Origin of the sequence: Bacillus sp. 1780r2a1 (genome assembly GCA_024134725.1) — a bacterium.
GTDB classification, from domain to species: domain Bacteria; phylum Bacillota; class Bacilli; order Bacillales; family Bacillaceae_H; genus Priestia; species Priestia aryabhattai_A.
In genome coordinates, this window is sequence record CP099863.1 from 1902111 (window position 1) to 1918318 (window position 16208).

16 protein-coding genes and 1 pseudogene are annotated in these 16208 nt (G+C 37.1%); 9 read left to right on the forward strand and 8 right to left on the reverse strand.

Annotated elements, in window-relative coordinates:
• Positions 1-2 precede the first annotated feature (2 nt).
• The 6 genes from pepF to NIZ91_09565 all read left to right on the forward strand — a co-directional run bounded on the left by pepF (position 3) and on the right by NIZ91_09565 (position 6230).
• Positions 3-1787 (forward strand): oligoendopeptidase F, encoded by a 1785-nt coding sequence (pepF, locus tag NIZ91_09540; protein ID USY56869.1) that lies wholly within the window; start codon positions 3-5, stop codon positions 1785-1787.
• A gap of 411 nt (positions 1788-2198) precedes the next feature.
• The gene (locus NIZ91_09545) at positions 2199-3581 is read left to right on the forward strand and encodes an MATE family efflux transporter (GenBank protein ID USY56870.1); all 1383 of its coding nucleotides are present in this window, start codon (positions 2199-2201) and stop codon (positions 3579-3581) included.
• A gap of 117 nt (positions 3582-3698) precedes the next feature.
• The gene (locus NIZ91_09550; GenBank protein ID USY56871.1) at positions 3699-4292 is read left to right on the forward strand and encodes a DedA family protein; all 594 of its coding nucleotides are present in this window, start codon (positions 3699-3701) and stop codon (positions 4290-4292) included.
• A gap of 70 nt (positions 4293-4362) precedes the next feature.
• Positions 4363-4650 (forward strand): YkvR family protein, encoded by a 288-nt coding sequence (locus tag NIZ91_09555; GenBank protein ID USY56872.1) that lies wholly within the window; start codon positions 4363-4365, stop codon positions 4648-4650.
• Entirely contained in the window at positions 4647-5651 is a 1005-nt protein-coding gene (locus NIZ91_09560; protein ID USY56873.1) for an LLM class flavin-dependent oxidoreductase, read from the forward strand. Before NIZ91_09555 ends, NIZ91_09560 begins: the two co-directional genes overlap by 4 nt.
• 165 nt (positions 5652-5816) lie before the next feature.
• Positions 5817-6230 carry a GNAT family N-acetyltransferase gene (locus tag NIZ91_09565; GenBank protein USY56874.1) on the forward strand — a complete coding sequence of 138 codons (414 nt, stop codon included), beginning with the start codon at positions 5817-5819 and terminating at the stop codon, positions 6228-6230.
• Positions 6231-6260: 30 nt separating this feature from the next.
• On the opposite strand, the gene NIZ91_09570 is transcribed toward NIZ91_09565, so the two are convergent.
• Positions 6261-6791, reverse strand: a complete 531-nt coding sequence (locus NIZ91_09570) for an IseA DL-endopeptidase inhibitor family protein (protein ID USY56875.1) — start codon at positions 6789-6791, stop codon at positions 6261-6263.
• Between the two features lie 757 nt (positions 6792-7548).
• Between NIZ91_09570 and NIZ91_09575 the strand changes: the two genes are divergently transcribed.
• Positions 7549-8778: a Zn-dependent hydrolase gene (locus NIZ91_09575; GenBank protein ID USY56876.1), complete on the forward strand. Its 1230-nt coding sequence runs from the start codon at positions 7549-7551 to the stop codon at positions 8776-8778.
• Between the two features lie 24 nt (positions 8779-8802).
• Here the strand turns inward: NIZ91_09575 and NIZ91_09580 are convergent, their stop codons facing one another.
• On the reverse strand, positions 8803-9204 hold the full coding sequence (locus NIZ91_09580; protein ID USY56877.1) for a VOC family protein: 402 nt from the start codon (positions 9202-9204) through the stop codon (positions 8803-8805).
• Between the two features lie 132 nt (positions 9205-9336).
• On the opposite strand from NIZ91_09580, the gene NIZ91_09585 reads away from it, so the two are divergent.
• Positions 9337-10191 (forward strand): MBL fold metallo-hydrolase, encoded by an 855-nt coding sequence (locus tag NIZ91_09585; GenBank protein USY56878.1) that lies wholly within the window; start codon positions 9337-9339, stop codon positions 10189-10191.
• A gap of 70 nt (positions 10192-10261) precedes the next feature.
• Here NIZ91_09585 and NIZ91_09590 read toward each other — a convergent pair whose 3' ends face one another.
• Both NIZ91_09590 and NIZ91_09595 read right to left on the reverse strand, forming a co-directional pair.
• Positions 10262-10495, reverse strand: a complete 234-nt coding sequence (locus NIZ91_09590; GenBank protein USY56879.1) for a hypothetical protein — start codon at positions 10493-10495, stop codon at positions 10262-10264.
• Positions 10496-10584: 89 nt separating this feature from the next.
• On the reverse strand, positions 10585-11208 hold the full coding sequence (locus NIZ91_09595; GenBank protein USY57136.1) for a LysE family translocator: 624 nt from the start codon (positions 11206-11208) through the stop codon (positions 10585-10587).
• A 181-nt stretch (positions 11209-11389) separates the two neighbouring features.
• Between NIZ91_09595 and NIZ91_09600 the strand changes: the two genes are divergently transcribed.
• On the forward strand, positions 11390-12727 hold the full coding sequence (locus NIZ91_09600; GenBank protein ID USY56880.1) for an amino acid permease: 1338 nt from the start codon (positions 11390-11392) through the stop codon (positions 12725-12727).
• 28 nt (positions 12728-12755) lie between these two features.
• Here NIZ91_09600 and NIZ91_09605 read toward each other — a convergent pair whose 3' ends face one another.
• The 4 genes and pseudogenes from NIZ91_09605 to NIZ91_09620 all read right to left on the reverse strand — a co-directional run bounded on the left by NIZ91_09605 (position 12756) and on the right by NIZ91_09620 (position 16191).
• Entirely contained in the window at positions 12756-13370 is a 615-nt protein-coding gene (locus tag NIZ91_09605) for a DUF998 domain-containing protein (GenBank protein ID USY57137.1), read from the reverse strand.
• Between the two features lie 135 nt (positions 13371-13505).
• Positions 13506-13782 (reverse strand): annotated as a pseudogene (locus NIZ91_09610) (hypothetical protein).
• Between the two features lie 141 nt (positions 13783-13923).
• Positions 13924-14841, reverse strand: a complete 918-nt coding sequence (locus NIZ91_09615; GenBank protein USY56881.1) for an NAD-dependent epimerase/dehydratase family protein — start codon at positions 14839-14841, stop codon at positions 13924-13926.
• Positions 14842-14859: 18 nt separating this feature from the next.
• Complete coding sequence (locus tag NIZ91_09620; protein ID USY56882.1) at positions 14860-16191, reverse strand: glycosyltransferase family 4 protein; 1332 nt, start codon at positions 16189-16191, stop codon at positions 14860-14862.
• Positions 16192-16208: the final 17 nt, after the last annotated feature.

Below are 16208 nucleotides of genomic sequence, written 5' to 3' on the forward strand. Positions count from 1 at the left end.
ACATGACAACCTATCGAAATCGAAAAGATGTACCAGTTCAAGAAACGTGGAATTTAGCTGATATTTACCCAAATATAGAGGAATGGTATGCTCAGTATAATCTTATTGATCAAAAGGTTTCAGAGCTAGAAGACTTTAACGGGAGAATCTCAAAGGCTGAAGAGCTGTATCAGTTTCTAAGTTTAAAGGAAGAAATAACCTATGAATATAGCAAGCTATATGTGTATGCGTTTTTACAACATGACTTAGATACACGAGTTGCAACTTCTCAAGCACTTCTAGATAAAGCTAGGCATTTAGGGCAAAAAATAAGCAGCGCCACTTCATTCTTTATGCCGTTTTTATTATCACTAGATGAATCTACGCTTACATCCTACATAAACGAAGTAAAAGAATTAGCTTATTTTGAGGATTCGTTACTTGAGTCGTACAGATACAAAAAGCATGTGTTAAGTAAGGAGCAAGAAGAGATTTTATCGAAAATGGGAGATGCACTAGGCTCTCCTCGTCAAACATTTGGCATGATCAATAATGCTGACATTCGATTTGGTGACGTAACGAATGACTCTGGTGAAAAGGTCACATTAACAAGAGGGATGTATAGCAAATTAATTGAGGATAAAAACAGGGAGAAGAGAAAAGAAGCATTCCAAGCATATTATAAGCCATACATGCATTTACAACATACAATTGCTTCAACGTTAAGCTCAGCAATCAAAAATACGAAAACAACATCTGAAATTAGGCAGTATCCATCTACTTTAGAAAGAGCTCTGTTTTCGGATAACGTTCCAAAAGAGGTATATGAGAACTTAATTCAAACGACAAAAGCACATATTCAGCCGTTGCATGACTATATGGATATTCGAAAAAAAGAGCTTGGCTTACAAGAGCTTCATCAATATGACTTAAGTGTCCCCTTAGTGAAAAACCAAAAGCTAACGATTTCATATGATAAAGCATATGAAACAATGTTGGAGAGCTTGTACCCACTCGGTGAAGAGTATGTTAATACACTAAAGAGCTTTAAAGAAAAACGATATATTGATGTAAGAGAAACACCAGGGAAACGTTCGGGAGCCTATAACTTAGGTTTATACGGCGTTCATCCATTCGTTTTATTGAATCATCAAGATGATTTATCCAGCTTATTTACGCTTACTCATGAAATGGGTCATGCGATGCATAGCTATTATTCAAATCAATATCAGCCACAAATTAAAGCTGGGTACTCAATCTTCGTAGCAGAAGTAGCATCGACTGTTAATGAAGTTCTTTTAATTCGTTATCTCATTGACCAAGCTAAAACAGAAGAAGAGAAAAAGTACTTAGTAAATCATTTTATTGATCAATTTAAAGGGACCTTCTTCACACAAGTAATGTTTGCTGAGTTTGAACAAATTACGCATGAAAAAGCGCAGAAGCAAGAGTCGTTAAATGCTGAAGTATTTAGTGATGTATACGGGGACTTAATGAAACAGTATTATGGGCCAAGTCTTGTAGCAGATGAAGAAACCAAGTTTGGGTGGGCTAGAATTCCTCACTTTTACCGTCCATTTTATGTGTATAAGTATGCGACTGGATTCGTATCAGCCATTGATATTGCAGACCGTCTCATTAAAAAAGAAGAAGGAGCAAAGGAAGCATACCTGCAATTTTTGCAAAGCGGAAGCTCGGATTATCCGCTTGAACTATTAAAGTCTACCAACGTCGATCTTTTAAAACCAGATGCCATTACCAATGCGATGTCCGTCTTTGCCGAGTTAGTTAAGCAATTAGCCAAATAATTAATAAAAAGAGGCTGAAACATAAGTAATCCAGCCAATGATAAACCTGAACGGTTCAGAGCTTCTCGTTTTTAATCGTTCAGGTTTTTGGTGATTAAAAAAACAGTTTGAAAACAGGGTGGAATGGAGCATAGGACACTCCACTCGTGAGGGGACACCCAGTCCATGAGGAAGCTCAAGGCTCCTGGCCGTAGCGTAGCGGAACGAACTTGTCCAGATAACGTAAAGAGATGAGCAAAGGTAGTGTTCGTCTTTTTGGTAATTTGTTTTGTTATGTGCTACCTTCTTTCTCTTTATTTGAAAAACTTTCGAATGTCGAAAAAAATAGGTGAAAAGGATAGTGCATGTAGTTCAAAAGTGTGTTAAGATACGATTTGGTTGAAAAAGGATATCGGTAAAGAGGGTGAGGATATGACCGCTGTTGAGGTCAAAAAGGGTTCTGGAGAAAAGCTAAATCTCTTCTTTTTAACATGGCCTATTTTTTTAGAAGTTTTTCTTTTTATGCTGATGGGAATTGCCGATACGTTTATGCTAAGTGCGCTTTCCGATGACGCAGTATCAGGAGTAGGGGCAGCAAATCAATACCTACATATTGCTATTTTGATTTTGGAGGTAATTGGTAATGGTGCGGCGATTGTAGTTGCTCAGTACATCGGTTCCAAGCGCTATATGGAAGCTGCAAGAATATCTGCTTTAGCTGTTACCATGAATTTAATTGTTGGGTTAGTCATTAGCGGTTTCTTTTTACTATCTGCACGCAGTATGATGGCGGCCATGAACTTGCAAGGTGAAGTGTTGAGCTATGCACAAAGCTACTTAGCGATTGTTGGTGGAGCAATTTTCTTACAGGCAATTATTAATTCGCTAGCAGCTATAATCCGTGTTCATGGTTTTACAAAGCAAGCTATGTTTGTGTCTCTTGGTATGAATTTATTCCATATCGTTGGAAACTATCTATTAATCTTTGGAAAGTTCGGATTTCCAGAAATGGGCGTTCAAGGGGCTGCTATCTCAACAGTTGTCAGTCGTTTACTTGCACTAATTGTTTTCTTTTGGTTGCTATATCAAGTAATGGAGTACAAAGTAAAGGTTCAATATTATTTATCTCTATCCAAAGAATATGTAGGGAAAATATTAAAGATTGGACTTCCATCAGCATTTGAACAAGTGATGTACCAAGGTTGTCAAATTGTCTTTTTATATTATGCAACGTACCTTGGTTCAGAATCGTTAGCAGCTAGGCAATACGCTACTAATATTTCAATGTTCATTTACTTGTTTGCTATTGCTATTGGGATTGGAACGTCCATTATCGTAGGTCGATTAGTAGGTGGAAACGAAAAAGATGAAGCCTATACGCGCGTCTGGCACAGCGTAAAGTGGGCTGTCGGCGTTACGCTTGGAATGGTAGTGCTTGTCATTTCGTTTCGAACAAAACTAATGAGTTTATTTACAGATAATGAACAGATCATCACACTAGGAGCTACTGTCTTAATGCTAAGCATTGTCTTGGAAACAGGGCGAACAATGAATATTGTTTTAATCAATTCTCTACGTGCAGCTGGTGATGCTAAATACCCGCTATTTATCGGCTTATTTTCAATGGTACTCATGAGCTTACCACTGGGTTACTTTTTTGTGTTCCATTTAGATATGGGTCTAGCTGGCATTTGGTTAGCGATTGCTGCAGACGAGTGGACGCGAGCGGTAATCATGTTCTTTCGATGGAAAAGCAGAGCGTGGGAAAATCATGCACTTGTTAATCATGAGCAGACAGAGCCTGTTCAAGCATAAAAACCTTAAAGAATCTTTCTTTAAGGTTTTTTCGTGTGGAGAAAAGTTATACATCAGTAAAAACGTTAATATGATAGTGTCATAGAGCTTGACCACAATAGGGAAGTAGGTGGAGGCATGGGAGCGTTTTTAACAGATCTTTTAGAGCTACTAACTAGCTTTGGGTACATCGGTATTGCATTAGGGTTAATGGTTGAAATAATCCCGAGTGAGGTTGTATTAGCTTACGGTGGTTACATGGTAACGAAAGGAACGATTACATTTTGGGGAGCAGTTATTGCTGGAATAATTGGTGGCACGATTGCTCAATGGTTTTTATATTGGATTGGAGCTTATGGTGGACGTCCGTTTTTACAAAAGTATGGAAAGTACTTATTTATTCGTGAAAAGCACCTAGACGTTTCAGAAAAGTGGTTTAGAGAATATGGGACGGGAATTGTATTTAGCGCCCGGTTTGTACCCGTAGTTAGGCATGCTATTTCCATTCCAGCTGGCATTGCAAAAATGTCGTTTTGGAAATTTACGTTCTTAACTATTTTAGCAATGATTCCTTGGTCCATGCTGTTTATCTATTTAGGCATTCAGCTGAAAGAAAACTGGATCAATATTGAAGAAATTGCTACTAACTATACGATTCCTTTTATTGTCTTTGCGTTTGTAGGCGTCGTTTTGTATTTCGTTTTTAAAAAGCCTGCTCCTTCTCAAAAGTAAAAAGAGAAGCCAATTAGTTGTTCTTATGTAGAAGGTAGTGCTATGATGCCTATACGTAAGGAGTGATATAATGATAAATGAAGTATGGCTAAACGACAAAGAGTTTGTAGTTCGACATTTTCAAGAAAAGGAAGAACAAGAAAAACGCTATATTACATTTGAATTTGACGTAACAAGTGAAGCGTATCATGATGTTACAACTTTATTATATAAAAATAAATTTTATGTTCGTATTCCGGCCAAAAAGGAGTCTTTTGTGGCTGTCATTCACACATACTTTACATCAGTTACAAACTTATACAAGGAAAATCAAATAGGAACGTTTACCTTAACTCTTGCTGAGGAGCAACCTAGATGAAGCTTAGCATACTCGATCAATCACCAATAAGAATAGGTCAAGAACCTCAACATGCGCTAGTTGAATCTGTGGAGCTTGCAAAAGCAGCAGATAGACTGGGATATACGCGTTATTGGATGTCTGAGCATCATGATTTAAAGGGATTAGCAAGCTCTGCGCCCGAAGTCATGCTTAGCTATATTGGTGCACAAACAAAGAGAATTCGTCTTGGCTCTGGAGCCGTTTTGTTACCATATTACAAACCGTATAAAGTAGCGGAAGTGTACAATACACTTTCAACGATGCTTCCGGGTCGCATTGACGTTGGCTTAGGTAGAGCGCCAGGAGGCGGAACGGACGTAATGACGACTCTTTCAGATAACTTTCTACAGCAAGCGTTTAATATGCCTGCTTTAGTAGAAGAGTTACTTCATTTTCTACAGTATAAAGAAAGAGTTGATACCACTACCTTAAAAGCAGCTCCTTTACCTTTGGTTCCGCCTGTACCGTGGATTCTTGGAACAAGCAAAAAGAGCGCATTATTAGCAGCTAAGTACGGCATGCCGTATGCATTTGGACAATTTATGAGCGCTAAAGACCCAGGAGAGGTTTTACACGAGTACCGCATGAACTTTCAGCCTCATCAAGCACAGCATCACCCAAAAGCTTTGTTGACTGTATCTGTTATTTGTGCAGAAACAGATGAAAAGGCCAAAGAACTTGCCCTTAGCGCGATAGCCTGGAATATTCAAAGTGAAAGAGGAGAGAATAAAGCGGGCCTTCTGCCGATTCGAGAAGCAAAGGAATATATCGATAAATTGAAAGATAGTCAGGTTAAAGCAGAGATTGAAAAGAAAATACTGATTGGTTCGCCAAGGACAATCAAGCATAAGCTTAAATCTATGCAGGATGCTTATCAAGTTGATGAGTTTATGATTGTTACATTCATTCCATCTCTTGAAGAGCGGCTTCAGTCTTATACATTGCTAGCTAATGAAATAATTAACAAAAAAACTTCCTGATAAAGGAAGTTTTTTTGTGAGGAAAATTAGTTATTTGCTAAAAATAATGGATTACTATTGAATTTTCATAGATATTATTGTATAAATATTTATATTGTTGTTTATTTATTCATAACTTGATGAAAGTAAATAGATAAGGATTAGCGGAAAGGAAGGGAGAGAATAATGGCTTACATAACAACAAATCGATTGCCTGCGTTTCATCAATTTGCATATCTTCATGAAGTGAGTGGCTTAAAGAAAAGTAAAAAAGCAAGCTATACGAAAGAGCAGCTTTACGAAGCAGTGTGCAATAGCTTTTATACTTTTTCCATTTATGATGATAATCAATTAATTGCGTTTGGTCGAATGATTTCAGATGGTATATATCAAGCTTTAATTTGTGACGTGATGGTAGACCCAAGTTATCAAAAAAAAGGGTTAGGAAAACAGATTATTAACGGACTTATAAGTAAATGTAATGAAAGAGGAATTGAATCCATTCAACTTTTTGCTGTAAAAGGGAAAGGGCAGTTTTATAAAAAACTTGGGTTCCAAGAGCGGGATGCAGAAGCACCTGGCATGTCGTTAGTACAATAATAAAAAGGTAGGCGAAAGCCTACCTTTTTATTATTGTACAGCATCGAATTTATTTACTTTCCATGTAGATCCTGATTTATAGAATGTGACGGTACGTTTTACAGTACCACCTTCCACGTCAGGAACAGTGAATTCGTAAGAGCGTACATCAGAACGTTGATATGTTAATTTTACTTTAGCCTTATTCCACTCTAGCATGTTGCCACCATCACCAACTGGACGAGCCAATTTACCGTTGTGTGTAATAAAAGCGTATTTTGATAGTCCTGCATTAATTGCGCTATTTGTATAAACTCCACTTAAGTAAGAAGTAACTTTTTGTTTTGTATCAAATTCGTTGCAAACATAAGAATAATAAGTGCCTTTATAAGTAAATGCTTTTTGTGTACAAGCTTTTTGTTTGTATCCGTGTAAAGTATTCCAATAGCGAGCATTTGCATCCGCTGCAATTTTAATAGCTTGGTTATTTGATAGGGTTGCTGACGTTGTTGCGGCTGTAGCACCTGCAGTCATTGTAAAGAAAAGAGCCATTGTCATTAGAACTAGTTTAAATTTTTTCATTGTGATTCTCCCTCCTAAATGAATCATCTTTTATGTAACACTCATGTTGCTTTTGTTACAGTTATGTTACATTTATATTACAACATAATTCGGAAAAAGAAAAGGGTTTTCCCGAATTATGTTTATTTTTCCCTTTATATTTTAAAACAAACCTGAAGTTACGAAATGATTGCGACAAGTTTTGAATGTAGTTTGTTAAATGATATGGCTGTGGTAAGATAGGTATGTCTAGATTACACTGAAGGAGAGAGCGTAATGGGTTATTTGTTTGCAGCAACTATCTTTTTAATTATTGCTGTTGTTGTTGGGTTTCTAGTAACGGTTGTGAGTATTGCAAGACGAAATAAAAATGAAGGATCTAAATAAAAGCAAAAGTCATTTTAAAGTGACTTTTGTTTTTTTATGTATATATAAATACGACTCTCTTAGCTCACACCCCTTTGTAAAAAAAGAACTAGTTTTGTCATCTTTATGTCGTTTTATTGGAGATTCAAAGAGAGGTGTTTATTGATCTGTATGTAGTATAAAGGTTTAGTTATGAACATTTGTTATAAGTCAGGCAAGAAATCATTAATTATAAATTACGAAGAGGAAAAACAGTGTTTTTGTATAATTTGTTATAAAGTAAGAGTTTGCTAGGAGTTCTACCATAAAAGGAGATTTGCATCGATGCTTATGTCATAATAATGGATATTCATTTTCGACATCAAGTATTTTCCACATCATTCATTTTAAAAGAAACGAAGGAGTGGTTGCTTTGCAAAGACAAAAATTAGTAATAAACGGTAAACGGTTAAAACAAGAGCTTGAAGCATTTGCTGAGTATGGAAAAACAGCTCATAACGGCGTTACAAGGCTATCTCTATCTAAGGAAGATCGACTGGTACGTGATTATTTCTGTGAATGCTGTAAGAAGTTAGGCATGACGGTTAAAATTGATGATATGGGATCTATCTATGCAACTTTACAGGGAGTTGAAGATAAGCCACCTATTGTCATGGGTTCTCATCTCGATACGGTAAAAAAAGGTGGCCGCTTCGATGGCGTACTAGGAGTGGTTGCAGGGTTAGAGCTTGTAAGAACTCTTGTAGAGAACAACGTTAAGCCGAAAGTTCCTATTATGATTGTGAATTTTACAAACGAGGAGGGAGCTAGATTTGAACCTTCAATGATGGCTTCAGGGGTTTTGTCTGGAAAATTTGATAAACAGACCATGTTGAAGAAACAAGATGTGGAAGGAACAACCTTTGAGCAAGCTTTAGCAGCAAGTGGTTATGAAGGCGATATTATAAATCGCTTAACAGAAGCTTCTGCATTTTTGGAGCTACATATTGAACAAGGACCTGTATTGGAAAGCGAAAACCTCTCAATTGGAGTAGTGGAGTGCGTTCTTGGGATGGTTTGCTATGAAATTAAAATTACAGGTGAATCAGATCACGCAGGTACTACACCAATGAAAATGAGAAAAGATGCGCTTTTTGCCACTAATACAATTATCCAAAAAGCACGTGAAAAACTAAGCCAAATAGATGAAGAACTCGTCTTTACGATAGGACGTCTGAACGTTTTACCAAATATTCATACCGTCATTCCAAATCAAGTTATTTTTACCATTGAAGCTAGGCATAAGGATATGAATATTCTTGGAGAAGTAGAAGAAATAATTAAAAACCTATCTTCTCTAGTAGCAGCGGAAGGCTGTATGATGCAAGCAACAAAACAATGGGGACGAGATACCGTATGGTTTGATGAGAAAGTATGTGGAGTTATTGAGAAAGCAACGCAAAACCTAACGTATTCGTACAAACGAATGGTAAGCGGAGCGGGTCACGATGCGCAATTTATTGCTAGCTATATACCGACGGGGATGATTTTTGTACCAAGCTTGAATGGGAAAAGTCATTGCGAGGAAGAGTTTACTGATTGGAAGCAGTGTGAACAAGGCGTAAATGTATTATTAGAATCGGTGATGCAGCTACTAGAATAGAAGGAAAAGAGAGCTAACTCAAAGTTAGTTCTCTTTTTTTAATGAAGACTGCTCAACGTTTAGCTCAATTAAATTCCCATCAGGATCTGCGCAAAAGATTTGGGCAAAGCCGCTTTTACTCTTTCGTTTGTCAAGGATCTCGATTCCTTTAGAGGTTAAATGACGAAACGTCTTATCATAATCAGCAACTCGAAGAGCAAAGTGACCTTCACGACTGCTTAGCTTTGTTGTTCCACGCAAGGTTTGAGCAGTAGGAAAAGCAATCAAGTGGATTTGTTGATTTCCAACTTTGTACCAAGCTCCTTCAAAATCAAAATTCGGACGCTCAATCTCCTGTAATCCTAAAACATCTCCATAAAAATGTTTAGCTTTTTCAACATCTGTTACGGCTATGCTTACATGATGTATGGCTTCATATGTAATCATGATAAATTCCTCATTTCTCAAGAGTTATTATGTAAAACGATATCATAAAAACAAATAGATGACTACAAGCGAATGCATACTGAGGATAAACTTGTACACAATGAAAAAGTACAAAAGAAGGGAGTGCATGAAATGGATATGGAAATGCAAGGTAGTCCATCTACTGAGCGATTTATTCCAGTAACATCTGTAGCTAATGGCAAAGGAGTGGAGGTAGCTCCTGATATTTATAGTTATACCACCCAGATTGTAAACGTTTGCTTTTTGGGCAACCCGGAACATGAGAATGAATTTGTGTTAGTGGATGCAGGAATGCCAGATTCGGCTCCGATGATTTTAAAGGCAATTGAAGACCGGTTCGGTGTGGGTGCTCAGCCCAAGGCAATCGTTTTGACACATGCTCATTTCGATCATATTGGCTCTATTATTGACCTAGTTGATAAGTGGAACGTTCCTGTCTATGCTCACGAGTTGGAAATGCCTTATTTGACAGGTCAAAAAAATTATCCACTACCGGATAGTACAGTAGAGGGGGGGCTTGTAGCCAAATTATCTCCTCTATTTCCTACTGAAGCCATTAATCTAGGAATGCATGTTCAAGCTCTTCCAAAAGACGGCTCAATTCCCAGTCTATCTAATTGGAAGTGGATTCACACACCAGGTCACACGCCAGGGCATATTTCGTTGTTTCGACATCAAGACCAGGCTTTAATTGCTGGAGATGCGTTTGTTACAACAAAGCAAGAGTACCTTTTAGATGTTTTAAAGCAAGAGCTAGAAATTAGTGGACCACCTCGCTATTTAACTACGGACTGGTCAGCGGCAAGGCTGTCTGTTGAAAAGCTTCACTCATTACAACCAAAATTAGCAGTAACGGGTCATGGACAACCAGTTTCGGAAACATGGCTAGCTGAAAACCTGTTGATGTTAGTAAAAGATTTTGATCGAATTGCAATTCCTGACCATGGTCGTTATGTTGAAGAATAATGAAAACAAAAAAAGCGGATTTATGTTGGGGTCCGCTTTCTTTTTGTGTAGGAAAATTAACAACAAGTAATCAAGAAAACTCTACAGCGCTTTGTGCTTCTTTTAAGTGCTTTAAATGCTCTTCTGCTTTTTTTAACTCATTGCTATCTATCCCTTGGCTCTTTAACGTGATAATGTGTTGTTGAGCAATAGCTAGTTGGTTTTGTGCTTTTTGAAACTGTTCAGGAACAGCGTTCATTTGAAATTGATACACAGCATGTTCTGCTATTTGTAAGCTTTTTTCTATACTAGTAAAATCAGTCATTTATCGCTTCATCTCCATCTTTAAACTGTTAACTTTAAGATGTACGAATTTCATTTACTTTAAACGACCTGCGTTACTATTATTAAATTTTATGTTAATAGTGCATAAGCCTGAATGCCAAAATATATGCCAAAACCAACTAATGACACCCCAGAAACAATCGATATAAGCGTTAATAATTTTAAACTTAAGTATCTTCGGAAGGTACTGGATAAAGCAGCCATTGTGATATCCCATATCAGGATACCAACAAAGATTGCACAGCTAGAAATCATTAACTCTTGAACTGTAGATGTAGCCGCTGTTTTAGCCAATACAGACCCGTATATACCTAGCCAGAACAAAATTGTTAACGGATTAGTAAGAGAAAGCAAAAAGCCAGAAGCAAAGCATTTTAATACGGACTCTCCGCTTGTTTTTCTTGTCTCTGTGATGGTTTTTGCCGTTACTAAACCTTCAATACCCGTATAAATTAACACGAAGCAACCGAAAGAAAAAAGCAGCGTTTTCATAAATTCACTATTTAATAGGTGAACGGAGCCGAAATAAACCACCATCATATATAAAGCATCTACTAAGGTAGCCCCAATACCTAAGAACCAAGCGTGTAAAAAGCCGTGCTTAATGCCTTTATCTAGCTGGGCAGCATTAATTGGTCCAATTGGTGCTGCCAATGAAAGCCCCAAAATTATGTAGCTGAAAAAAGACCCCAACATCATTACCCCCTTATTTACCTTTGGATGTTCATGTGGACTACACTAAATTTATGCAGCTATAGTGGCTTGTACAACAAATTTCTTCATAAAACACATCTTTTTTACTCTAAAAGATGTATAAACTTCTAGTTCCTCACAAACGATAGGTTAGTGTAGAAGAAGATAGGAGGAATTGTCATTGAGCTGCGGAAGTCAAGTTCAAGGAGAGTTAAAATGGTGGCAATTATCTTTACTTGGCGTAGGTTGTACGATTGGAACGGGTTACTTTCTAGGATCAAGCATTGCGATTAAATACACAGGGCCTTCTGTATTAATTGCGTTTTTACTAGCTGCATGCGGTACGTTTATTGTATTTGAAGCTCTTGCTAAAATGAGTGCAAAAGACCCTCAAGAAGGTTCGTTTCGCTCGTATGCTAAAAAAGCACATGGTAGATGGGCTGGTTTCAGTAGCGGCTGGGTATACTGGAGTTCTGAAATGATGATTATGGGAAGTCAGTTAACGGCTTTATCTATTTTCACACGATTTTGGTTTCCTCATCTTCCTCTCTGGGTGTTTGCATCCATTTATGCAGTGTTAGGAATCGTAGCTGTAGCTATTGGTACAAAAGGGTTTGAACGCTTAGAAAACATCTTTGCCGTTATAAAGGTAGCTGCAATCTTTATGTTTATTATATTGGCCTGCTTAGCTGTATTTGGTTTTTTAGATGATGGTGCTAAGGAAGGGTTGCCAAACGGACTCAGTGGTTTTTTTCCAAAAGGAGCTATCGGTCTCTGGGGAGCGTTATTATACGCTTTTTATGCTTTTGGAGGAATTGAAGTAATGGGCATTATGACAATGCGATTAAAGGATAAAAAAGATGCAGCCAAAGCGGGAGCTGTTATGCTCTTACTACTTGTGAGTATCTATGTTATCTCTCTAGCTTTGGTAATTTATATGGTGCCTTTTCAAGTGCTTCATGAAAACGAGAGTCCCTTTGTTACAGCTTTAGAAACGTATAAGCTACCATTTTTCCCTCATGTTTTTAATGGAGCAATGATTATTGCTGGATTTTCTACGATGGCAGCATCTTTCTTTTCAGTGACAAAAATGATTATTACGCTGTCCAAAGAAGGAGATGCACCTGCTTTATTTTCAAAACAAAAATCAAAAAAAATGGAGTTTCCTTTACCAGCAATTTTATTGACAACATGTGGATTAATTATTTCAATTGTTCTTTCGCTGCTACTACCAGGGAAAATCTATGAATACATTACGACAGCAGCTGGTCTTATGCTACTATATAATTGGTTTTTTATTTTAATTTCCCGACAAAAGCTACTCAAATTAAGTGTAGGAGATAAAATTAAGCAAATTGTAGGAATGATTCTCATTGTATTAGCAGTATCTGGTACGCTCTTACACTCATCAAGCAGACCAGGTTTCTATGTGAGTATAGGATTTCTTCTTATTATTGCGCTTGTCATTTTAAAACTAAGACCTCAATGGAAGAAGGAAGAGAAAGAAGCTACTCATTAATAAAAAGCTCCTAATGTAAAGGAGCTTTTTATTTTTGTTTTACGTTCCATAATGCAAGAACAGTTCCCCATATGAAAATGACAAAATAAAATAATCGCTGTAATAAACCAACGGGCATTGGAAAGAAAAAAACAAACAGTACAAGCACTAGAATAAGAACTAGTATAATTAAACAAGCAAGGGTCCAGTTGCGCCCTGTCGGTAAAAGCTTCGCGTACATCCCAAGTCCGGCTATAGTAGTAAGCATTCCTACCTGAGCAATAATGGAGTGCCAAAACAAGTCAATATCAGCTGGAATGAACCCAGAAACAATATTTCCTAATGCCAATAGTAAAAGGAAGATTGTTGCTAGATGTCTCACTTTTGTTTTTTCAAGATGTTGTGCTAAATATAAGATTCCGATGGAAAGGGTTAAACCGTTTATAATAAACAAAGCGTTCATCCAAAGGTGGTGAGGAGAACAGATAGCATAGGGTGCCAGAGCGTAGGTATATTTACCACATGAAGTAACACCAAGATCGCTCATAGCGTGGTATAAAAAACTATAGGGAACAAGAGAGGTATAAATAAAAAACGGTTCAATTAAAAAATAGCAGCAAGTAACAAGCCAGCTTAAAACGCCAATTTTTTTTGATATATACAGTGTAATCACCTCTTTTAAAGTGTTATACAGTTATTGTATATCCAAAAAAAACAAATTAAATAAGACTATAAGAGGAGTTTACGATAAGACTTAGGTCTGGTAAAGGTGGCGTTTCTTAGAGCAACGTGTTTTTTATTATTTTGTTTCTGTCCGAAAAGCTTGTAGCGTTGTTTTTAAAGAAGCATAGGAACCAATGGCGCCATATCCATAAAACCATCCCATAAAAAGGCCAGCAATTAAATTTTTTGGTGGCTGATAAAGACAGAAACTGCCAATCCTATCAATAAAGCAACTGTTGGTACCTATTTTTATTGATTTTAAAGAAATTTTTTAGAGGCTGAGTTGCAATCATCACGCAAAGCACTGCGATTGTTGCATCCCAAAAATTTGTGTGAATTGTTGGAAAGTCCATGTAATCCCCTGTTCACATAAACGGGATAAAAATGGCTGTGTATATAGTTAGAGTCTTCAGTTCCTTTCTTTATATGTAGAAAAGAGTAGAGTAGGTGCAATAGAAAGAAAAGCTACCAGGTTCTTTGGTAGCTTTTTGGTACTAACCTTTATAGGATTTAAAATGTTCAATCGTTTTCAGTAAATGCGTATACATGTCGCTAGAGGGTTTCCAGCCAAGCGTTTGAAGTGCTTTTTTGTTGTTTAATTGACTGTGTAAAATTTCCCCGTTTTGTCCAGGTAAGTAGTGAGGTATAGTGGATGGAGAAAGGGTTGCAGCTAATAGCTTGAATAGTTCATTAATGCTAATTTGTTCATTGCTGCTAATATTAATAATTTCATTTTCTCCTTTTGTAATAGCGAGAACGTTTGCTTTTGCTACATCTTCAACAAATACAAAGTCTCTAGTTTGATTTCCACTTCCGAAGATAGAAGGAGTTTTCCCATTTAGTAGTTGGTTAATAAAAATACTTATAACGCCACCTTCTCCGTCTGATTTTTGACGTGGTCCGTATACGTTAGCATAGCGGAAAATGGTAAAAGAGAGTCCGTGTAGCCGTTGAAATAACTGAATGTAAGACTCGGATACAAGTTTGGACGTTCCGTAAAAAGAGAGAGGAGATGTGGATGTTTCTTCATCGATAATTGTGTCAGCATCACCGTATACAGCGCTAGAAGAAGAGAAAATAAATTTTTTGACCGCATGCTTTTGACACATATCTAGCAGGTTAATAGTTCCTAAGATGTTGGTTGCTGCGTCTTCAACAGGAGCTTTTAAAGAAGTCGAAACATTGACCTGTGCCGCTAAGTGGATAACAACTTCTGGTTTTTCAATTTTAAATACATGCTCAATCTCTTTTGACAAAATTGACATGTTGTAAAAAGGGACGTCATCAACAAGATTGCTTTTGGTTCCGCTTGATAAATCGTCAAGTACAACCGGAGTGTAACCATTTTCTAATAAACACTCAACAACATGAGAGCCAATAAAGCCTGTTCCACCTGTCACTAATACTTTCATAATTTATCACAATTTGATTTATTCATCACATTCATTCTCCTTTTCTGTATTGGCCTTCCACCACTCTTCATAGACTGCTTGTATTTTAGTGATCATTGCATCCACCGTTAAATGAGTAGTTGCAAACTCAAAGGCTTGATTCCCTAATGTTTCACGGTATTCGTCATTACAAATGAGTTCTTCAATAGCTTGCTTTAATTCAGTAACATTTCCAGGTTTACAAATGATTCCTGAATGTCTGTTCGTAATAATCTCAGGTATCCCTCCACATTCGCATGTTATAATGGCCTGTTTTGCATGCATTGCTTCAATGATGGATAAAGGGAGGTTATCATTTAAAGTTGGCAAAACATAGATATGAGATTGTTGAAGAATGTCAAAGATATCATGACGTTTACCAAAAAACGTAACAAACGATAAATCTAAATCGCTACGAACTTTTTCAAGATGCTTTCTCATAACACCATCACCAACAATCCAGACTTCAATAAAACCTTCGAACTGTTTTAGGTGAGAAAGAGCTTGAAGAAAGAACTCATGACCTTTTCTAGGTCCTAGTCGTGCGATGCAGGTAATGATTAGTTTATTGGTTGCTTTGTTATAAGAAGTACGCAGTAGAGGAGGTTTCACACCGGTATGAACAGTTCTTAATTGCTGATCTGATGCTCCAAGCTCTTTTAGCCGTGTGTAAAATGAATCGCTGATGGTGATAATTCGGAAAGCCCCTCGTATGCCAACTCTCTCAATCTCTGTAAAATAAGCTTCTTCAAGGGATCCTTTTTCCATCTTGTGAAAATCAATACGGCTTTTAGTAAAATGACCGTGCGGAGTAAAAAAAATGGGTTTGTGAAGTTTTTGGTTGAGGTGAGTGAGAAGGTATGATGCAAAGAGATCTTGAGCATGGATAATATCATAATCTTTAAGATTCTGTCTTTCTAAAAAAGCGCTAAAAACAGTAAGGAAGCTTGTGTTTTTAATTACTTTCTCGCTGATCAACCCATAGCGCTTGTTCATAAATTCTTTTGCTTTAGAAGCTTGGGCTGGAATATGAACCTCAATCTCTTCTTTTGACATGTTAAGAGGGGAAAGGACATCAACATGGTGTTCAAGCTCTGAGAAACCATCTTTAACGTGATTGATATAGTGAGCTAACCCTCCTGTATTTGGATAACGTAAAAAGGTTACATATAAAATACGAAGCTTCGACTTTCGAGTGGGCGCTTTTGTTGGTTGAAACACTGGGCTAGGGATGAAAGCTGGATTGATTGATGAAACATCATAAAATTTATCCATGGTCTGCAATAAATCAGGGAAAAACGGAGGGAGGTTTGTCGGAAAAAAATCGTTCATAACATAACACCTCGATT